The following is a 20,505-nucleotide window of genomic DNA, read 5'->3' as shown; positions in this document are numbered from 1 at the left end:
CCCGAGGTCAGGTGCTCTCGGGTGACCGCGCACGGCACACCGCTTGCTCAAGAGCCTCTCGTCCCACGAGCTCCCTTCCGGAGCGCGGCGGGGCCCCCGGTGACGGGCGGCGAGGAGCGACGGATGAACAAGCTGACGGAGAAGTTGAAGGCGGTGGCGGCGGCGGTGGCGGCGATCGAGAAGCAGTTCGGCAAGGGGGCGGTGATGCCGCTGGGGGGCGAGGCGCGCGAGCAGAAGGTGGCGGTGATTCCCTCGGGCTCGGTGGGGTTGGATCGGGCGCTCGGGGTGGGGGGCTACCCGCGCGGACGCGTGGTGGAGCTGTTCGGCAACGAGTCCTCGGGCAAGACGACGCTCACGCTGCATGCCATCGCCCAGGTGCAGGCGCAGGGAGGCGTGGCGGCCTTCATCGACGCGGAGCACGCGCTGGACGTCAACTACGCGCGCAAGCTGGGCGTGCGCGTGGAGGAGCTGCTCATCTCCCAGCCGGACACCGGCGAGCAGGCGCTGGAGATCACCGAGCAGCTCGTGCGCTCGGGCGCGGTGGATCTCATCGTGGTGGACTCGGTGGCGGCGCTGGTGCCGCGCGCGGAGATCGAGGGGGAGATGGGGGATGCGCACATGGGCGTGCAGGCGCGGCTGATGAGCCAGGCGCTGCGCAAGCTCACCGGCGCGGTGAGCCGCTCGGGCTGCTGCATCATCTTCATCAATCAGATCCGCATGAAGATCGGCGTGGTGTTCGGCAACCCGGAGACGACCACGGGAGGCAACGCGCTGAAGTTCTACTCGTCGGTGCGCCTGGAGATCCGCCGCACGGGCAACCTCAAGGACGGCGAGAGCGTGGTGGGGACACGGGCGAAGGTGAAGGTGGTGAAGAACAAGGTCGCCCCGCCCTTCCAGGAAGCGGAGTTCGACGTGCTCTACGGCCTGGGCATCCACCGAGCGGGCGAGGTGCTGGACCTGGGGGTGCAGACGGGGCTGGTGGACAAGGCGGGCAGCCACTTCAGCCTGCGCGGCGAGCGCATCGGCCAGGGCCGCGACCGGGCCACCGAGTGGCTGCGCGAGCACCCGGACGCGTTGGAGTCCCTCGCCCGGGAGCTGGCGGGGGTGCTCCCCGCCGCGGCGCCCTCCACCGCGAGCGCCGAGGCGGAGGTGCCCACGGCACAGGCCTAGACGTCGGGCAGCACGAGCGACGCGGGCAACGCGAGCAGGCGCTGGCCGGCGCGCAGGAAGAGCCGGCCCTGGGCGTCCTGCTCCATCAGCTCGCCCAACTGGTACTGGGCATCCCGGGAGAAGCGCGCCCGGGCCCGGCCGCCCTTCACCTGGCACTCCAACACGCCCTCGGCGCCCACCCCGAGGCCCGAGGGCTCCAGGGCCTCGGCGGTGCGATCACTCAGGCGCACGGAGACACGCTCGTCCGGGGTGACGTCCACGGTGCGCACCTCATAGGCCGCGCCCTCCACCTGGACGTAGCACCAGTCGTTGCCAATCCGGAGCTGGTAGCGGCCCGTGTCGTCCAGGTGCAGGGAGCTGTTGAAGAGCTCAACGATGCGCGGATGCTGGATGGGCTCGTCGTCGTGCCACCAGCGCAGCCGGGCATCCAGGCGGATGCCGCTGTCCTCGCGGGTGTGCCAGCGCTTGCCCGAGGGGGGCCCGGAGGCGGGAGGTGGGGTCGGAGGCGTGTCGCTCACGCCCTGAGATGTGCTCGTCCGGTGGCGGCCGGTCAAGCCTGGAGGCAAGCCGGCCCTACCAGTTCCGGACAAGCTCGGTGTAGCCCCGGAAGGCCACCGCGCCCCAGAAGTTCACCAGTCCTCCGAGCACCAGCGCGGCCACCACGGCCCGGTGGCGCAGGGGCCAGCCGCCCAACGCGAAGAGCAGCAGCAGGTAGGGCGTGTAGTCGAGGCTGAAGCGGAAGCCGAACTGCATGTAGCCGGTGTTCTGGTAGAACAGGCCGGGCAGCGCGGTGACGGCCACGGTGAGCCACACCGGCCAGTGCAGGCGCGGCGTCCTCTTGGGAATCAGCAGGAAGACGAGCAGCGGCAACGTGAGCAGCAGTGTCAGCCCGTGAGGGTCATACGTGAGACGCGGCGGGGAGCCCGACAAGCCCGGCAGCTTGAGGAAGGCCGCCTCCAGGTTGCGTGGCAGGTAGGCCGGGTTGAACAGGCCCAGGCGATCGATGTCCACGTTCACCCGGTTGTTGTAGAGGAAGCGGTGGCCGAACTCGGTCAGGCTGCCGAAGCGGTAGAAGTTGTAGGCGGCCGCCAGCAGTCCGAGCGGCGCGGCCCCCAGCACGAAGCGGCCCAGCTTGTCCGCCACGGACTGCCACTTCGCCCCCAGCGCCTTGAGCTGGGAGAGCCGGTCCGGGCCCGGACACACCGCCTCCAGCACGAAGAACAACCCGGTGAAGAGCAGCGGCGTGCGCGTGAGCGTCGCCATGGAGAAGAAGAGCCCGGCGAGCAGCGGCCGGTGCGCCCGGATGGCGTTGCGCGCGTAGAGGCACGTGAAGGCCACGCCCATCACCTCCGCGCTGAACCACACCTCGCCGCGAATGGCCGCGTAGAAGAAGAGCGTGCCGAAGCCCAGCGTCAGCGCCAACACCGCGTTGGGTGCCCACGTGCGCGGCGTCTCCCCCTCCTTCGTGAGGAAGCGCAGCAGCGCGTAGAAGAGCGCCACCGCCAACGCCCCCGTGAAGACGCCAAACGAGGTGTCGTTGAACTGGTAGCCGTTGATCGCCACGAAGGGCAGCATCACCACCGCGGGAAACGACGGGAAGCTCACGTACCAGCGATCCGTCGGCCGCGGCGCGCCCTCGCACCGCACCTTCGCGCCCGCCACCTCGCGCACGCACGCCCAGTCCTCCAGGTTGGGCAGGACCTCGGGATCCAGATCCAACCGGCCCTCCAGCCACGCCTTCGCCTGGTACACGAAATGGGGCGCCTCGCTCTGGCGCAGGAAGCGCTGCGAGCTGAAGCTGGCCAGCACCGCGAAGCTCACCAGGAAGAGCACCACCTCCACCCGGTACGCCGCGAGCCACGTGCGCACCGCCGCCCCCACCACCCCGCCCTCCTGCTCCCCAGTGGACACCGGTACCACGGGCCGGGAAGGCCGCTCCGGCGGAGACCCACTCCGCAGCGAAGGCTCGGGCGAAGAGGAACTCCGGGCGGGAGCATCGCTCGGAGGGGCACCGCGCGCGGGAGGCTCGGCGGGAGGCGGCGCGGCGGGAGCCGGCTCCCGGGACGGGCCCTTGGGAGGCGTGGCGGAAGGCCTGGCGCGTTTGGACTTGGAGCGGCTCATGGCGAGGAAGGCGCAGTCAGCAGGTGCTCGCGCAGCAGCTCGAGCGTGTGGAAGGCGGCGAAGAGGCGGATGAGTTCGCGATCCCCGGAGAGCGAGAAGCGCTCGCAGCGCGTGGGCCCGCCGTCCACCGCGAGCGCGCAGTAGACGGTGCCCACCGGATCCTCGGGCGTGCCCCCCGTGGGCCCCGCCACCCCCGTCACCGACAGGCCGTAGGTCGTCTGGCACGAGGCGCGAATGCCCTCGGCCAGGGCCACCGCCACCGGACGCGACACGGCCCCGTGACGCTCCAGCATGTCGGGGGGCACTCCCGCCCAGGCCGTCTTCATCCGCTCGGTGTAGACGACCGCGCTGCCCATGAGGAAGCCGCTCGCGCCGGGCACCGCGGTGAGCTGCGAGGCGATGAGGCCCCCGGTGCAGCTCTCGGCGATCGCCAGCGTGGCACGCGCCTGTGTCAGGAGCCTCGCCACCACGCCGGGGTAGGTGTCCGCGTCCGCCCCATACACCGAGCGGCCCAGCTCCGCGCGCGACGCCGCCTCGGCCGCGGCCAGGGCGGCCTCCGCCTCGGCCTGGGAGGGCGCTTCCGCCATCAGCTTGAGCTGGTTCTCCGGCGCATGGGTGCGAAAGCCGAACACCACGCGCGGGTGCGCCCGGGCCAGCGGCGCCACGCGCGCGTCGAGCACCGACTCGGGCAGGCCCACCGTGCGCAACAGGCGGAAGGCGCGCCAGGTGCGCCCGGGCCGCCGCTCCAGCTCCTCGCGCACGCGCGGCACCACCACCCCGTCCACCAGGGCCCGGTACTCGCGCGGCACCCCGGGCAGGAAGAAGAGGCGGCAGCCACCCAGCCGGACGATGAACAGCGGCGCGGCACCCACGGGGTTGGGCACCACCTCCGCGCCCTGGGGCACGAGCGCCATGCGCGCCACGTTGGACGTCAGCTCCCGGCCCCGCTTCTCGGCGCGCTCGCGCAAGAAGTGCAGGGTGCCCGCGTCCTCGACGAGGGGCACGCCCGCGGCCGCCGCGGCGCACTCGGCGGTGAAGTCATCCGCCGTGGGTCCCAGCCCTCCGGAGACGATGACCACGTCCGCCCGGGACGCGGCCTCCTGGAGTCCCCGGGTGATGTCCTCGCGGACATCGCCCACCAGCACCACCCGGCCCACCTTGACGCCCAGCTCGAAGAGCCGCGCCTCCAGGTAGGGACTGTTGGTGTCGGTCGTCAGTCCGGTGACGAGCTCGTCCCCGGTGCACAGCAGCTCGACGCGCATGGGCCGGGCATCCTAGCCGCCCTCCGCGCGGGGCGACTACGCCATCCGCTGCCCGTCGTCCTCGTCGTCATCCTCGTCCTCCGCCTCGTCCAGCAGCACCATGGCCGGGGCCGCGCCGCGTCCCGCCTTGCGGGCGACGAGCCGGTGGCGAACGAGGAAGGCCGACTCGAGCAGGCCAAAGCCGAGGTAGGCGAAGGAGTAGGCCACCAGCACATAGGCCGGGTGGAAGCGCGTGCCGATGACGACGCCGCTGGCGAGCACCAGGGCGAGCACCGCCGCGGAGCGGGGCGACAGGCGCAGGTCCTTGAAGGTCCGGTAGCGGACAGTGGACACCATCAGCAGCGACAGCGAGAGCGTGGCCACCACCACCGGCCCCCGGGCCGAGCCATCGAGGGGCTCGCCCCCCGTGGCGGCGTAGTGGGCGATGATCATCGAGACGAGCACGCTGGCGGCGAGCGGGATGGGCAGGCCGACGAAGAAGTTGCCGCCGCCGCCCTGGGGGCTGCGCATGGCGAGGACGTTGAAGCGCGCGAGCCGCAGGGCGCCGCAGGCGGTGAAGCTGAAGGCGATGAGCAGGCCCACGAAGCCCAGGGGCTCCAGGGCCCACTTGTAGACGAGCAGGCCCGGAGCGGCACCGAAGGAGACGACATCCGCGAGGCTGTCGAGCTGCATGCCGAAGTCGCTCTGGGTGCGCGTGAGGCGGGCCACCCGGCCATCGCACCCATCGAAGAACATGGCGAAGAGGATGGCCAGGGCCGCCTGGTTCAGCTGCGCCGGAGCCGCCTCGCCCGCGCACAGGGTCAGGGCGTAGAAGCCACAAAGGATGGAGGTGACCGTGAACAGATTCGGCAGCACGAACATCAACTTGCGAGGACTCATCTGTTCTTTCCCGCCTCCGGGTGTCGGCCACTGGCCGTTGTGGTGAAAGCCGAGCGAGAACGGACCATAGCAAGGTTTTATTTGCCCGGACTCGAATGGAGGAACAATGGACGTGGCGCGGTGGGTCCCATGGGTGGTGGCAGGCGTACTCGTCCTGGGGGCGCTCAACGTCCTCTGGATACTGCTCGTGCGCTGGTGGTACCGCCCGCGTGTCCCCCCGCCCGAGTTGCTCAAAATCCGGTGCCAGGACGGCTGGGAGCTGAGCGTGTACCTGCGGCGCGCGCCCACCCGGCGCTTCGAGGAGCCCGTCCTGCTGTGCCATGGGCTGGCCGCCAACCGCTATACCTTCGACTTCGAGCCCCCCTACTCCCTCTCGCACGTCCTCGCGGAGGAGGGCTTCGACTGCTTCATCGTGGAGTGGCGGGGCATCGGGGGCTCTCGGCGCCCGCCCTCGGGAAAGCGCTGGCCGGACGCCTCCGTGGATGACCTCGTCACCCAGGACGGACCGGCGCTCATCGACCTGGCGCTCGCCCAGACGGGCGCCCAGCGGGCCTTCTGGGTAGGCCACTCGCTCGGGGGCCTGGTGGGCTACGCGGTGGCGCAGGGCTCCCACGCCGGCAAGCTCGCGGGCCTGCTCGCGCTCGGCTCCCCGGTGTTCTTCCCGCCCGACAAGCTCATCCGCCGGCTCATCCACCTGGGCAACCGGGCCGCGTGGCCGCGTGGCCTGCGCAACGAGTGGTTGAGCCGCACGATGGCGCCCTTCCTCGGCTACGTCCCCATCCCCCTGTCGGACCTCATCATCAACCCCAAGCACATCCCCCCGACCATCCAGCGCAAGGTGTACGCCAACATGATGGCGTCGATGAGCCGCAACGTGCTGCGCCAGTTCCAGGATTGGATCGACCATGACGCGTTCCGCTCGTTCGACGGGAGCGTGGACTGGCGCGCGGGGCTGGCGAAGCTGACGCTGCCGGTGCTGGTGATGGGCGGGAGCCAGGATCGGCTGGCCCCTCCGAAGAACCTGCGCGCCCAGTACGAACTGCTCGGCTCCTCCGACAAGCAGCTCCACATCTTCGGCGCCGAGCGCGGCGACAAGATGGACTACGGGCACGGCGACCTGCTCTTCGGCACGGGCGTGGCCCACGAGGTCCATTACGAGGCGCGCGCCTGGCTCATCTCCCACGCCACGCGCCTGAGCGTGCAGGAGGAGGCCCCGGACGGCTCCGCCCGCTCAGCGTGACGGTCCCGTCACGCACGGCGCCCCCGGCCCCAGCGTGCCCTGGCCCTTCACGCGGCCCAGGGTGACCCGGGTCTCGCCCGCGCAGTCGGCCACCACGAGTCCCCCGGCATTGTCCCCGGCCGAGAGATCCTCCACGCGCAGCACCCCGTTCTCCAGGGCCACGAGCGCGGGTCCACCGGAGCCCCGCACCTCGAGGCCCTCGGCCGTCACCCGGGCCAGCGTCTCGCCCCACACTCCCGCGGTCCGGCACGACGTCAACGAGGTCTCCCGCAGCACCACCCGGGCTCCCTGGGCCGCCAGCACCCCCGCGCCCGCCACGTCGCGCACGACGAGCCCGCGCGCCTCCACCTCCACGTCGCGCAGGTGCAGCCCGTCGCCGGCGTCTCCCTCGCGCGACGTCAGCCCGGTGAGCAGGGCCCGCTCCAGCCGCAGCCGCCCGCGCGTGGCCGAGACGCCGTAGGACTCCGCGCCCTCCACGTGGAGGCCGCGCAGCAGCATGTCCGAGCCCAGCAACGACACCGCCCCGAAGTCGCCACTGCCCACCACCCGAGTGTCCTCCATCACCCCCGTGGTGCCGAGCAACGCCACGCCCGCGCGCACCGAGCGCACCGAGGTGAAGCCGCGCGCCTCCAGCCTGGCCTCCCGGGTCTGCAGGCCGTACTCGTGGCCGGTGACGGTGACGTCCTCGAGCCGCAGCGTGCCGTGCTGCACGAAGAGCCCCACGTCGGGGCCGTGCGCCACCGTCACGCGCACGAGCCGCGCCTCGCCCCGCGCCTGGTGCAGCGCCGTGCGCGCCGCGCCCACGCGCACCGACTCCAATTCCACCCGCGCGTCCCGGATCTCCACCGCCCGGCGGAAGCCGCCGCTGAACGAGGCCTCGTGGATCCGCGCGCCCGCGCCCTCCACCCGCAGGCCTACTGCCTCCGGGCCTCCCGCCTCGAATCGCCCCCCTTCCACCGTCAGCTCGCCCGCCCCCATCCACAGGGCCCCCGTCCCCTGAGCCGTGAAGCGCACCGCCTCCACCCGCACCGCGCCCCCCGCCTCCAGGCCCCACCCGCCCCCCTCGAGCTCCACCCCGCGCAGCCGCGCCCCGCCGGGAGCCCGCACCACCGTCTCCGCCCCCTGCGCGTACACCACGACCCCTTCCCCACCGCCCACCAGTTCCCACCCGGCCGGCAGCACGAGGGGGCCCGGGTAGCGTCCCGGCGCCAGGTGCACGCGGAGCCGGGCGCCTGCTTCCCGTGCGAGGACCCGTCCCAGCGTCTGGAACGGCCGGGTCCGGGAGCCGTCGCCGCCCACCGGCGAGGCGCCATCCACCCACACCTCCGCCAGGGTCGCCGGGGGACTCCGATCGGCGCGGGAGTGACAGGCCGAGAACACCAGGCAGGCGATCATCCAGGGAAGGCGGGGCATGGGTTGCCCAGACTACGACCTGCCAGCCTTCGGCGCCCGTTGGATCAGACAAGCCGCGCAAGTGATCGAAATGACAAAGGAAAACCCTTCCAATCGATCACATCCACCCGACGCCGCCTGGAATTCCCGCGCCGGGAAGCCACACCCACCGCGTCAACCCCTCGCTCTTCTAGAGGAGGAGCAAGGCCCGTCAAATTCCTCACATCTTCCTCACAGACTTGGTGTGGGGCCGATCTTCCGGCGCGCAACGCCTGTCAGCGTTGACAGACAAAAGAGCGATTTGTTACCAACCTCGGGCTTTCGCAGAACAACGTGGGTGGAGGAGCGGATGACCAAGGCAGAGCTCGTGGAGGTGGTGGCGGCGCAGTCGCGACTGACGAAAAAGTCGGCGGCGGAGATTCTCGACATCGTCTTCGCCAACATCGGCAAGGCGGTGAAGAAGGACCAGCGCTTCAGCTACCCGGGCTTCGGCACCTGGTCGGTTCGTTCTCGCAAGGCGCGGAAGATCCGCAACCCGCAGACCAACGAGATGATGAAGCTCAAGGCGTCGAAGACGGTGGGCTTCCGGCCCGCCAAGGAACTGAAGAACTCGTTGTAGCCTCGTTGTCGTTTGAGGGGCCCGCGAGCGCGCTCCGGCCTCAGAGTGGGCGTCGTCCGAGAGGGCGGCGCCCTTGTCGTTTCCGGGAGTCCGGAAGCGACTCGTGGTGGACGAAGGAGGGCAGCTCTCCCGACTCGGTGGGGCCCATGACATCGAGCGGATCACTCGGCTCGCCGTCACGCCACAGCTCGAAGTGCACGTGCACCCCGGTGGCCATGCCCGTCCTGCCGGCCGCGCCCAGCACGTCGCCCTCCTCCACCACGTCCCCGGGCACCACCAGCAGGCGCGACAGGTGGCTGTAGCGGGTGGTGACGTTGCCATCGTGCTGGACGATGACCTGGTTGCCGTGCCCGCCATTCCACCCGGCGCGCAGCACCACGCCCTGGGCCGCGGCGGTGACGAGCTGGCCCGCCTTGGCCGCGAGATCCACGCCCTGGTGATCTCTCTCCGTACCGAGGATGGGGTGCAGCCGGCTGCCGAAGACGCTGGTGACGACGACGGGCTCCACCGGCCAGCTCAGCGAGAGCCGCTTGGGCACGGCGCGGGTGGAGGGGCGGCGCAGCTCGGCCATGCGCATCGCGAGCGCGTCCATCCGGGCGAGCACCGCGTCGGCCAGCTCCGCGGGGATGTCCCCGTAGGCGCGCGCGTCCAGCTCCAGCTCGGCCTCCAGCGACGTCCGGGTGCGCACCACGTCCAACGAGGACGTCTTGCGCGCGGGGCGGCGCAGGAACTCGTCCAGGAAGCCGTTCATCCGCCGCCAGTTGACGACCTGGGCGTCCGGCATGGCGCTGCCCTGGGACACCTGGATGCGCGCGGCGCGCGCCTGCGCGACGAAGGTGGCCAGCGCGGCCCGCAACTCGGGGGACTCGGGCGCCTGCCTCGAGACAGTGGCCCCACCGCGGGTGCCCGCCTCCTGGCGAGGAGACACGGCTCCCGGGTCCGGGCCCGAGGGATAGGGCGCGGGATCCGAATACAGCTCATCGAAGCTCATCTTCGCGCGCGCGCCCGGATGGGCGCACGCCGATGCGACGAGCAGCAGCAAAGGGGCCAGACGACGCAAGGGGCCCCAGTCTACCAACGCCGTGGAAATCAGCCAGCCAGCGCCCGGCGGATGCGCGCGAGGCCCTCGTCGATGTCCGTGGACGACACATCCAGGTGGGTCACCAGCCGCACCGTGTGAGGCCCCGTGCCCGTGGAGCCGGCGAGCACGCCATGGGACGCCAGCTTGCCGAGCATCTCGCGCACGGGGAGGGGGAACTCGGCGACCACCATGTTCGTCTCCACCTGGCCCGGCACCACCTTCACGCCGGGCATTTCCGCCAGCCCCGCCGCGAGCCGGCGCGCGTGGACATGGTCCTCGGCGAGCCGCTCCACGTGGTGCTCCAGCCCGTACAGCGCTCCGGCGGCGAGGATGCCCACCTGGCGCATGGCCCCGCCCAGCCGCTTGCGCAACCGCCGCGCTTCCTCGATGAACTCCCGCGAGCCCAGGATGGCCGAGCCCACCGGCGCGCCCAGGCCCTTGGAGAAGCACACCGCCGTGGTGTCGGTGAGCGAGGCCCAGGCCGAGGCCGGCATGCCCGTGGCCACCGCGGCGTTGAACAGGCGCGCGCCGTCCAGGTGCACCGCCAGCCCCGCCTTGCGTCCCGCATCCACCACGCTCTGGAAGAGCGCGAGCGGCCACACCCGGCCCCCACTGCGGTTGTGCGTGTTCTCCAGCGACAACAGCCGCGAGCGCGGACCGACGAAGTCCGTGCGCACCGCCGCCGTCACCTGCTCGGCGGTCACGAGCCCCTCGGACCCGGCCAGCGGCGCCGGCTGGACACCCCACAGCCCCGACAGCGCGCCGCTCTCGTAGTGGAAGATGTGGCTGTTGGCCTCGGCGAGCACCTCGTCGCCCTGGCGGCAGTGCAGCCCCATGGCGATCTGATTGGCCTGGGTCCCCGAGGGCACGTAGAGCGCGGCGGGCAATCCCAGCACCTCGGCGATGCGCTCCTCCAGCCGGCGCACCGTGGGGTCCTCGCCGTAGATGTCATCCCCGACGTCGGCCTCGGCCATGGCACGGCGCATGGCGGCGGTGGGCTTCGTCACGGTATCGGAGCGCAAGTCGATGGGCTTCATGAATGTCCTGAGAGGGTGTCCTGAAAGGTAGTGGAAACTTCTTTACGGCACAGGTCGCTCTGACGTACAGCCGTGCGCGTGGCACGCGAATCATCGCAGTCCAAGCGCCTGCGGGCGATCGAGGTGTTGGAGCGGCTGGAGCGCGCCATGCCGGACGTGCGCATCGAGCTGGACTATCGCACTCCGTTGGAGTTGTTGGTGGCCGTCATCCTGTCCGCCCAGTGCACGGACAAGCGGGTGAACCTCGTCACCCCGGCCCTCTTCCAGCGCTTCCCGGACGCGGCCGCCTACGCGAGCGCGCGCGTGGAAGAGGTGGAGCCCTTCATCCAGTCGTGCGGCCTGTACCGCGCCAAGGCGAAGAACCTCGTCGCGGCGGCCCGGGCGCTGGTGGCGGAGCACGGCGGCGAGGTGCCGCGCTCGCGCGCCGTCCTGGAGACGCTGCCCGGCGTGGGCCGCAAGACGGCCGGCGTGGTGTGCATCCACCTGGGCGGCGATGACGCCTTCCCCGTGGACACCCACGTGAAGCGGCTGGCGTTCCGGCTCGGGTTCACCCGTCACGTGGATCCCGACAAGGTGGAGATGGACATGCAGGCGCTGCTGCCCTCGGAGCGGTGGATGAAGGGCCACCAGCTCCTCGTGTGGCATGGGCGCAGGACGTGCTTCGCGCGCTCGCCCGCGTGCGAGCGCTGTCCCGTGGCCGAGCTCTGCCCGAAGAAGGGCGTGAAGGGCGTGGCGCCTTAAGCCGACGGCCGGGTCTCGCGCGATGCCTTCACGCGCTTCATCCGCTTGCGGATGAACTCGCGCTTGAGCGAGGACACGTGGTCCACGTAGACGGTGCCATTGAGGTGGTCCGTCTCGTGCTGCACGGCGATCGCCAGCAGCCCGTCGCACACGCGCGTCTGCTCGTGGCCCTCCTCGTCGAGGTAGCGCACCGTCACCACCGCCGCGCGATCCACGTCCTCGGACTCGCCGGGGATGGACAGACAGCTCTCGTGGTAGGTGGCCTTGCCCTCCAGCGCGATGAGCTCCGGGTTGATCATCGCCAGCGGCTGGGACTCGGGCTGGCTCGGACGCGTGTCCAGGACGATGACCCGCTGCAACACGCCCACCTGCGGCGCGGCGAGCCCCACGCCCTGGGCGGCGTACATCGTCTCGAACATGTCCCGGATCAGCGTGCGCACGGTGTCGTCCACGCGGGCCACCGGCCGGGCCTTCTGCTTGAGGACGGGATCGGGCCAGATGAGGATTTCTCGGACCATCCGCTTCTCATAATCCCAACCCGGGCGGACGGGCAACCCGCGCTGGAGGCCCCCGCCCCCGGGCCGTTGGCCCTGGACGGACGCCTCCCCTCCCCCCGGCCGGGCCTCAATCCAGCAGGCTCCGGGCGTACTCCTCGCGCAGCCGATCATCCGCGAGCGCCCGCGCCGCCTCGCTCAGGGTGTTGGAGATCTGCTGCGCCCGGTGCTGGAGCACCGGATCCGGATGCCCCGCGAAGCGCAGGGGGTGGAACTCGGCGGACAGCAGCGCATGGGCGCGCTTGACGTCCTCGCTCCCCGCGGTGCGCGCCAGCCCCAGCACCGAGAAGTAGTCCGCGTCCTGGATCTCCTCGAACTTGGACTCCAACCGGCGCACCTCCAGCTCGCCCGGAGCCTCCTGACCGGACACCGGGACGGCGGGCCGCAAGACGATGAGCCCCAGCGTGTGCAAGAGCGCGAGCAGCTTGAACGCGGTGTCCTGGGGCAGGCCCGCGCCCAGCAGGAGCTGCTCGAGCGTCTGCTCCCCGTCCACTTCCGACAGCAGCCGCAGCTCGCGCGCGGACAGGCCGAACGCCTCCGGCGCGGACTCGCCGCGGAAGACCCCGGCGCGCAGCCCTCCGGCGGCCGACAGGAAGGACTCCGCGGAGACGTGGTCGCGCAGCGCCTCGGCCAGCAGGTGGAGCAGGGGCCGGGTGGAAGCGGCGAGCGCCACCTCGTGGGGCGGTGGCTCCTCGACGAGCCGGTAGAGCGAGGAGGCCTCGCCGAACGCGTCCAGGGCCACCTGCTCGGTGTAGCGCTGCACGAGCGGGACGACCTCGTTCTCCAGCAGGTGGCCGCGCGCGCGCATGGTGTCGATGAGCGCGCCGGTGGAGGAGCCGCGCACCAGCCGCAGCTCGTTCTCCTGGCGCGCGTCGATGAGCGCGTCGGCCCGGGCCCGGTCGATGAGCGACTCGTCGGGCGCGGAGGACAGGGCGCCCACGAGCCGCCCGTCCTTCAACCACAACACGCGCAGGGCCCCGGTCCCCTTGAGCTCGAAGCGGGCCTGGAGCCGCGCTGACTGGAGCCGAGTGAGGAGCGAGGCGAGGCCCTCCCGGGTGACGCTGCCCGCCCGGGGGATGTCCACCAGGGAGCCCCCGGGCTCCTCGAAGGAGATGAGCGCCGCGCGGCTGCGAGCCTCCGCGGCCTCGGCCTCCGCCTGGAGGCGGGCGAGTTGCGCCCCGGAGTGGACCCGCGCCTGCTCCAGCCGCTCCACCTCGCGGCGCGCTTCCGTCAACTCGCTCCCCAGCCGCTCCGCCTCCGCCCGGGCCTCGTCGAGCTGGGTGGCGCGCTCGGCCAGGGACTCCTCCAGCCGGGAGAGCCGCTCGGACAGCTCGGCGGACTCGCGAGACCAGGCCTCGCGCGCGTGGAGTCCCGCCTCCACCCGGGCCAGGGCCTCGTCCCGGGCGTGCTCGGCGGACTCGGCCCGGGCCTCCGCTTCACCCCGGGCCTGCTTCTCCTCGGCGGCGCGGGCCTGCAGCGCGGCACGCGCCTTCTCCGCGCGCTCCACCCGGAGCTCCATCTCGACGCGCAGCCGCTCCGCCGTCACCGCGCGCGTCTCCGCGTCCACGCGCGCCCGCTCCAGCTCCTCGGCCTGGGACTCGGCCTCGGAGCGCGCCTGCGTCGCGCCCTCCAACCGGGCCTCCCATTCCTGATGCCGCCGGGACAGGGCCACCTCGCGCATCTCCGCTTCCTCGCGGGCGCGCAGCTGGCTCTCGGCCTGGGCGAGCGCCTCGTCGCGCTCCTGCTCCGCCTTGCTGGCACGCGCCTCCGCGCGCAGCCGGGCCTTGTCGGCCGCCTCGGCGCCCTGCTGCGCCCGAGCCCGCTCCCGGGCCTCCGCCTCCGACTGGGACTCCGCCTCCGCCCGCGCCGCGTCCGCCGCCTCCGCCCGTGCCTCCGCCTCCGCCCGGGCCTGCATCTCCGACTGCACGCGCGCCTCCGCGGTGGTGCGGGCCCGCGCCTCCACGTCCATCCGCGCCTTCTTCTCGGCGTGGCCGCGCGCCTCGGCCTCCGCCCGGGCCCGTGCCTCGGCCTCCACCCGGCTCTCGGCCTGGGCACGCGCCTGGGCCTCCGCCGCGGCGCGTGCCTCCGCCTCCGCCCGGGCCCTGGCTTCCTTCTCCACACGCGCCGACAAGTCCTTGCGCGCCTTCGCCTCCGCGTGGGCTCGCGCCTCCCACTCCCCGCGGGACTTCGTCTCCGCCTCGACGCGCGCCTCCGCCGCTTCCCGCGCCTTGCGCTCCGCCTCCGCCCGAGTCTCCGCCTCCGCGCGCGCCGCCCGCTCCTCCTTGGCGCGCGCCTCCGCTTTCACCCGCGCCGCCCGCTCCTGCTCGGCCCGCGCTTCCGCCGCCTCCCGCGCCGTGCGCTCCGCCTCGGCCCGGGCCTCCGCCTCCGCTCGCGCCGCCCGCTCCTGCTCGGCCTGGGCCTCCGCGTCCACCCGCGCCGCCCGCTCCTCCTCGGCTCGCGCCTCCGCCGCTCCCCGCGCCGCCCGCTCCTGCTCGGCCCGCTCCTCCGCCTCCCGCAGCGCGGCCTGCTCCTCCTCGGCCCGGGCCCGCGCGTCCACTCGCGCCGACTGCTCCTCCCGCGCCCGTGCCTCCGCCCGCGTTCGCGCGGCCCGCTCCGACTCCGCCCGGGCTTCCGCGTCCCTCAGCGCCGCCCGCTCCTGCTCGGCTCGTGCCTCCGCCCGGGCGCGCGCCTCCGCCGCGGACGCCACGCGCCGTTCCGCCTCGAGGCGCTGTCGCCGCTCCTCCTCGAGCTGGCCTCGCAGCTCCTCGAGCCGCTGGTGGAGTCCGGCGGCATCCTCCCGCCCCGTGCGCGCCTCCTCCAACCGCCGCTCCAGCTCGCGCCGCAGCGTGGCCTCGCGCTCCCGCTCCCCGGACAGCTCCTCGAGCCGCGCGCGCTGCGCCTCGGCTTCCCGCCGCAGCGACTCCTCCCGGCCCGCCGCCTCCCGCGTCAGGCGCTCCCGCTCCAAATTGAACGCGGCCTGCCGGTCCGCCAGCGCATCCGAGTGCTGCTGCAGCGAGAAGTGGAGCTCCTCCGCGAACGCATCGGCTTCCGCCCGGTCGCGCTCCGCTTCCTGCAGCGCCTTCTGGGCGGCGTCCCGTTCGGCCTGGAGCTGCGCGAGCCGCCGCTCCGTCCGCATCAGGCGCACTTCCAGGACGGCGAGGGCCTCCTCCGCCGGGAGCGCTTCCTCCTTCGCGGGCGCTCCCACCGCCAGCCCCGGCGCGGGCTCCGCCACGGCCCTCGGCGCGCCCTCGCGAGCGGGCCCGGATGCGGCCTGCTCCGGCTCGGAGTCGAACCAGTCCGCCGCGCTCTCCTGCTGCGGTTCCTCCCAGGACTCGGGCGCGTCACCTTCCGTCGGCAGCGGCGCGTCCTCCGGGACGGGCTCCAGGTCCGAGCCCTCCAGGAGCCGGGGCGACTCGGGCGCCAGGGCCCGTGTCTCCGCCTCGCGCAGGGCCGGCGTGGGCGCCACGGGCGTGGGCTCCACGTCGAAGAATCCCTCGTCCCCGAGTTGGGGCCCGGCCCGGGCGGCGAGCTCGCCCGGCGAGAAGTCATCGGAGGCTTCCAGCCCATCGCGTGCACGGGCCCGTGCCGATTCGATCTCCAGCTGCGCGAGCCGCTCGGCCTCCGCGCGGGCCTCCGCCTCGAGGTCCACCGTCTCCGGGCTGAGGGCCTTCACCGGAGGCAGCGGCGGCAGGGGCTTGACCGGATCCGGCGCCAGCACGGGGGCCGACACCGGCCCCATCTCCACCGGGCTCACCGCGGTGATGGTGGGAATGGTGCGCCCCGAGCTGACGGCCTGCTCCGTCTGCCCGAAGAGGGACTCCGCCTCGCCCTCCGGCTCCAGCTCGGCCGGCACCGGCGCGGGCTGGGCGGGGGCGAAGACCTCGGGCGGAAGCAGCGGCAGGGGCACTTCCCCCGTCAGCCCCACGTGGGAGAACAGCTCATCCGCGTCGAGCGCGAACGGGGACGCGGGGAGCGCGGGCTCGCTCCCGGAGGCGCGGCCCGGCCCGGCCTGCCGGGGAACGAGCCCCGGAGGACCCGAGCGCGGCGGGAGCGGCTCCAGTGGCTCGAGCGGAGGCTCCGGCTCCTCGTCCTTCACCACGAACCAGCCCTCGGGCCCGGAGGGCGAGTGGATGAGGGTAGACACCTGCGCCACGAAGTTGGCCCCGTCCAGGGGCAGCGGCGCCACCGGGGCCGCGCTGCCGGCGACGGGCTCGCCCAGCAGCAGCACGCGCGCCAGCCGCATGTCCGGGTGGAGCCCCAGCTCCTCGAGCACCAGCGGACCGCGTCCTCCCTCCACCCCGGGGGCGAGGACGATGAGCGCGGGCAGGTGGTGGCCAAAGGCGATGAGCGCATCCGCCACGGACGTGGCGAGGATGACCTCATGGCCCTCGCGCGTGAGCAACCGCCGCACGGTGGCGATGATGGCGATGTCGTCGTGGACGAGGAGAACCGATTCAGCCATTGGCAGGGGGCAGCAGTCTACAACATGGCCGCGGGATCCACGTCGATCGTCACGCGCACCGCGGAGGGAATATCGACCAGTTTCGCCTCCAGCCTGGCCAGCAGGGGCGCGAGCGCGGCGTGGGTGGGCGCCTTGAGCAGCAATTGCCAGCGCGTCTTGCCCCGGATGCGGGAGATGGGCGCCACGGCGGGCCCGAGCAGGCGCACCCCCCAGGAGGCCGGAGGCATGTGCCGGCCGATGAAGTCGCCGAGGAAGCGGGCGACACTCGCGGTCTGCTCGGGGCTCTCGCCCTCCAGCCGCACCGCCGCCATGCGCGTGTAGGGAGGCCAGGACAGCGCGCGGCGCCGCTCCAGCTCGCCCTCGGAGAAGCCCTCGAAGTCGTGGGCGAGCATGCGCCGCACGGGCTCGGCGTCCGGGTTGTACGTCTGCACGAGCACCCGCCCCGGATCCTTGCCGCGTCCGGCCCGGCCGGCCACCTGGGTGAGCAGGTGGAAGGTGCGCTCGGAGGCCCGGAAGTCGGGGATGGCCAGCGACGTGTCCGCCATCACCACGCACACGAGCGTCACCCCGGGGAAGTCATGTCCCTTGGCCACCATCTGCGTGCCCACCAGCACGTCGATCTCCCGGCGGGCGAAGGAGGCGAGCAGCTCGGTGAGGCGCTCGGCGCTCGTGGCCGAGTCCCGGTCCAACCGCGCCACGCGCGCCTGGGGGATGCGCTCGGCGACCTCGGCCTCCACGCGCTCGGTGCCGATGCCCAGCTTGAGCAGGGGCCCGGTGCACTCGCGGCAGTGCTCGGGCACGCCGTGGGACTCGCCGCAGTAGTGGCACACCAGGCGATTCTGTGAGCGGTGGTAGGTGAGGCACACGTCGCAGTCGCCGCACTTCACCGACGCGCCGCACACCTCGCACAGCAGGAAGGTGCTGTGGCCGCGGCGGTTGAGGAAGAGGATGACCTGCTGGCCGCGCCCGATGGTCTCCGCCATGGCGTCGAGCAGGGGCTGGGAGAGGATGGGCGCCTCCTGCGTCTGGAGCGGATCCTTCGGGCGCTCCTGGCGCAGGTCCACGCACTGGAGCGTGGGCATGGGCCGGTCATCCACGCGGTGCTTGAGCTCGAGCTTGCGGTAGCGCCCGCGGCGGGTGTTCTCCAGCGTCTCCAGGGACGGGGTGGCCGAGCCGAGCACCACCACGGCACCGGCCTGCTTGCCGCGCACCACGGCGAGGTCGCGCGCCTGGTAGCGCAGCTTGTCCTCCTGCTTGAAGGACGGGTCGTGCTCCTCGTCCACGACGATGAGGCCGAGGTTCTCCACGGGGGCGAACACCGCCGAGCGCACGCCCACGGCGATGCGCACCGTGCCCTTGCGCAGGGCCTGCCAGTGGAAGAGCCGCTCGCGGTCCTTGAGGGCCGAGTGCAGCACGGCCACGTCGGCGCCGAAGCGGCTGCGAAAGCGCCCGACGAGTTGCGGCGTGAGGGCGATCTCCGGCACCAGCACGAGGCTGCCCTTGCCCTGCTCGAGCGCGCGCTCCACGGCGCGCAGGTACACCTCGGTCTTGCCGCTGCCGGTGACGCCGTGGAGGAGGAAGGGCTGGAAGCCACCCGTGTCCACGGCGACGTGCAGTTCCTTCACCGCGGCGTCCTGCTCGGGGGTGAGGTGCTCGGGACGGTTCTGGCCGAGCCCCTCGCGCACGCCGGGGGCGAGCACCACCTGCTCCAGCCGCACGAGGCCGCGGGAGGCCAGCTTGCGCAGCGTCTCGCGGGCGCCGGGGATGGCGTGGGCCACCTCTTCCACGGGGACGCGACCGCCCACGGTGAGCAGGTAGGCCAGGGCGGCGGACTGGGCGGGGGCGCGGCGCAGGGCGGCGGGGGCCTCGGTGACGAGCGCCTCGGCGAACTCCTGCACGTCGGGCTTGGCCTCCTTTTCCTCCTCGGCCTTGGTGAGCCCGGGGGGAAGAGCGCCCCGGATGACCTCGCCGAGCGGGTAGCGGTAGTGCTCGGCGGCGAAGCGCAGGAGCGCGATGAGGTCGGGCGGGAGGGAGGGCGAGTCCTCGAGCACCTTGAGGATGGGCTTGAGCTTGACGTTGGCGCCCTCGGCGGGGGGAGCGGCGGGGCCGAGGAAGAAGCCGAGCGTCATGCTCCGGCCGAAGGGGACGAGGATGCGCTGGCCCGGCGAGAGCCTGCCGGACAGGGTCTCGGGGACGGAGTAGGTGTACTCGCCGCGGACGGGGCGGCCGACGGCGACGGAGGCGAGGGAGGGGGCAGGCACGGTGACTCAGGGGCCACTGTAGCGGCGGCTCCTGACACGGGTAGTTTCCGGCCAGGGGAGCCCCTTTCCCCTCGGTCGGAAATGTTGACATCAGGGAGCGACGGACTGAGGCGACCTCTTGGGTTTGGCGCCCGGCATGTAGCACTTGCCCTGGTACTCGGCCGTATCCGGATCGCAAGGAGGCTCCTGGTCCAACCGCACCCAGCACCCGCCGTTGATCTCCACGACGCTCCGATTGCGCTTACAGGGCGGAACCGCCTGATCGCGGAGGGGCTTGTCGGGCATGGGATAGGTGAGGGCCACCGGGTCCGACTCCGCCAGATCGACGAAGGACGAGGCGTCCTCCTGGGAGAAGGAATCCGAGGGCGCATCGCGCAGGAGAGGAGTCGACGGAGCGGAGAGACTCACCAGCAACCAGACGCCCAGAGCGAGCGAGAGCCCGGTCCAATTCGCGGCCGTGCGGCCCGAGCCCTGACGTGAGGTGGAGGGAGGCGGAGACAGGCCCGAAGCGAGGTGCGCCCGGAGCCGGGAGCTATCCTCCACGCGCGAGACGGCGGCGGAGGTGAGCACGAGGATGTCCGCCAGTTCCGACACAGGCATGGACGCGGGAGCCTCCTCCACCCTCACGGTCACCGAGGTGGGTTGCGGCTGGCACAAGAGGGAGACCCGCCAGGGTCCCTCGGGCTGCCACTCCACACGGTCCGTGGGCAGCAGTTGCAGAACTGGCGTTCCCGTCTCCACGTCCCACGCGTCGTGAAGGCGGCCCAGGCTTGGCCCCACCTCGTCGTAGGCACCGCCCCGTTCGAACGGCCCCCACCCACTCCCCTTCCCTCGCTTCTCGTTCGCCACGTGCACTCCAATCAGGTCGGCGCCCAGCGGAGCGAATTCGACCCATCACGTCAACACAAAGCACAGGTCTTGTCGGGTAATGGGTCCACCTGAACGAAGCAGTGGAGACCCATGCCTCAACAAGCCATGGGTCTCCACGAATGGAGGAGCGCTCGGGCTACTGAGCCTGGGTGAGCCGCAGCTTCAGTTTACTGACCCCATCCGAGGAGATGGGAATTTCGACCGAGCCATTCACGAAATCCGCCTCCTTGAAGGAGTAGGAGGTGGTGAAGATCGGATCATCGAAAAAGGCATCCACATCGATGACATTGATACTCACCGGAGTCTTCAACAACTCCGCTGCCGTCGTCACACAGGCCCCATCGACCCACGTCGGCATATAGCTGACGGACTCGGAGGTCCGCCTGTTGACCACGACACCTGCCATGGGGCACCCCAATTCAATGACGACATCAGGAGCCGAGCCATCAGCATCCCACGACTCTCCATCCAGGGGATCCAAAAGTGGAACCGATGCGCTCTGAGGCTGAACCGACCAGTTCCTGGCCGGGTCCGCAAGACAAACCCAGTCACTGGATGCATCCTTCTGGCAACTCTCGAGCGGCTTACACATCGCGCAATCAGCCCCAAAGCTTCCACACACTTCTCGAGACTGAACGCGGTAGCAGACATCCGCGAGGCAGCAACCATCCTCACAGTTCTTGGGGGAGCACTTGGGCTCCGTAGGTGTCACGACGCCAGGCGTCTCGTCCTCCCCCTCGCCACAATCGGCACCCATCAACGGAAGCATGAGCAAAGCAAACACGAACAAACGCGAAATCTTCATTCATTCCCCTT

At 72.0% G+C, this 20,505-nt stretch carries 16 protein-coding genes; 4 read left to right on the top strand and 12 right to left on the bottom strand.

The genetic code is table 11. The annotated features are described in order from the left end of the window. The first annotated feature begins 123 nt into the window (after positions 1-123). Positions 124-1,170 (top strand): recombinase RecA, encoded by a 1,047-nt coding sequence (gene recA / locus D187_RS16550; RefSeq protein WP_002629178.1) that lies wholly within the window; start codon positions 124-126, stop codon positions 1,168-1,170. Here recA and D187_RS16545 read toward each other — a convergent pair. From D187_RS16545 to pssA, 4 genes are read right to left on the bottom strand one after another with little or no spacing between them, the layout of a single operon-like run. Then, positions 1,167-1,688: a DUF1285 domain-containing protein gene (locus tag D187_RS16545; RefSeq protein ID WP_002629179.1), complete on the bottom strand. Its 522-nt coding sequence runs from the start codon at positions 1,686-1,688 to the stop codon at positions 1,167-1,169. The two genes, recA and D187_RS16545, sit on opposite strands and share 4 nt — an antisense overlap. A gap of 55 nt (positions 1,689-1,743) precedes the next feature. Continuing rightward, positions 1,744-3,291, bottom strand: coding sequence for a UbiA prenyltransferase family protein (locus D187_RS16540; protein ID WP_043430185.1), 1,548 nt, complete (start codon positions 3,289-3,291; stop codon positions 1,744-1,746). Beyond that, a complete protein-coding gene (locus D187_RS16535; protein WP_002629181.1) occupies positions 3,288-4,553 on the bottom strand; it encodes a CinA family nicotinamide mononucleotide deamidase-related protein in 1,266 nt (421 codons plus the stop codon). The genes D187_RS16540 and D187_RS16535 overlap by 4 nt, the downstream gene beginning before the upstream one ends. Before the next feature lie 36 nt (positions 4,554-4,589). Next, positions 4,590-5,432, bottom strand: a complete 843-nt coding sequence (gene pssA, locus D187_RS16530; RefSeq protein ID WP_002629182.1) for a CDP-diacylglycerol--serine O-phosphatidyltransferase — start codon at positions 5,430-5,432, stop codon at positions 4,590-4,592. Positions 5,433-5,538: 106 nt separating this feature from the next. Between pssA and D187_RS16525 the strand changes: the two genes are divergently transcribed. Further along, complete coding sequence (locus tag D187_RS16525; RefSeq protein WP_020918086.1) at positions 5,539-6,672, top strand: alpha/beta fold hydrolase; 1,134 nt, start codon at positions 5,539-5,541, stop codon at positions 6,670-6,672. Here the strand turns inward: D187_RS16525 and D187_RS16520 are convergent. Next, entirely contained in the window at positions 6,664-8,085 is a 1,422-nt protein-coding gene (locus D187_RS16520; RefSeq protein ID WP_020918085.1) for a hypothetical protein, read from the bottom strand. The genes D187_RS16525 and D187_RS16520 overlap by 9 nt on opposite strands. A 328-nt stretch (positions 8,086-8,413) precedes the next feature. Between D187_RS16520 and D187_RS16515 the strand changes: the two genes are divergently transcribed. Further along, positions 8,414-8,683 (top strand): HU family DNA-binding protein, encoded by a 270-nt coding sequence (locus D187_RS16515; RefSeq protein WP_043430183.1) that lies wholly within the window; start codon positions 8,414-8,416, stop codon positions 8,681-8,683. A 40-nt stretch (positions 8,684-8,723) separates the two neighbouring features. Here the strand turns inward: D187_RS16515 and D187_RS16510 are convergent, their stop codons facing one another. Then, complete coding sequence (locus D187_RS16510; RefSeq protein WP_245591738.1) at positions 8,724-9,743, bottom strand: M23 family metallopeptidase; 1,020 nt, start codon at positions 9,741-9,743, stop codon at positions 8,724-8,726. A gap of 29 nt (positions 9,744-9,772) precedes the next feature. Further along, positions 9,773-10,801, bottom strand: coding sequence for a threonine aldolase family protein (locus D187_RS16505; RefSeq protein ID WP_002629188.1), 1,029 nt, complete (start codon positions 10,799-10,801; stop codon positions 9,773-9,775). Positions 10,802-10,873: 72 nt separating this feature from the next. Here D187_RS16505 and nth point away from each other — a divergent pair, with 72 nt between their 5' ends. After that, positions 10,874-11,542, top strand: coding sequence for an endonuclease III (gene nth / locus D187_RS16500; protein ID WP_002629189.1), 669 nt, complete (start codon positions 10,874-10,876; stop codon positions 11,540-11,542). Here the strand turns inward: nth and def are convergent. From def to D187_RS55185, 5 genes are all read right to left on the bottom strand, one after another. Continuing rightward, complete coding sequence (gene def, locus D187_RS16495) at positions 11,539-12,060, bottom strand: peptide deformylase (protein WP_002629190.1); 522 nt, start codon at positions 12,058-12,060, stop codon at positions 11,539-11,541. The two genes, nth and def, sit on opposite strands and share 4 nt — an antisense overlap. 106 nt (positions 12,061-12,166) lie before the next feature. Next, entirely contained in the window at positions 12,167-16,558 is a 4,392-nt protein-coding gene (locus D187_RS16490) for a coiled-coil domain-containing protein (protein WP_002629191.1), read from the bottom strand. 17 nt (positions 16,559-16,575) lie between these two features. Further along, positions 16,576-18,819, bottom strand: a complete 2,244-nt coding sequence (gene priA, locus D187_RS16485; RefSeq protein WP_002629192.1) for a replication restart helicase PriA — start codon at positions 18,817-18,819, stop codon at positions 16,576-16,578. A gap of 90 nt (positions 18,820-18,909) precedes the next feature. Beyond that, positions 18,910-19,668, bottom strand: coding sequence for a hypothetical protein (locus D187_RS16480; RefSeq protein WP_002629193.1), 759 nt, complete (start codon positions 19,666-19,668; stop codon positions 18,910-18,912). A gap of 157 nt (positions 19,669-19,825) precedes the next feature. After that, positions 19,826-20,494, bottom strand: a complete 669-nt coding sequence (locus D187_RS55185) for a hypothetical protein (RefSeq protein ID WP_155893394.1) — start codon at positions 20,492-20,494, stop codon at positions 19,826-19,828. Between the last annotated feature and the right edge of the window lie 11 nt (positions 20,495-20,505).

This window comes from Cystobacter fuscus DSM 2262 (assembly GCF_000335475.2).
GTDB lineage: Bacteria > Myxococcota > Myxococcia > Myxococcales > Myxococcaceae > Cystobacter > Cystobacter fuscus.
This window is presented reverse-complemented; position numbering and strand designations above follow the sequence as displayed.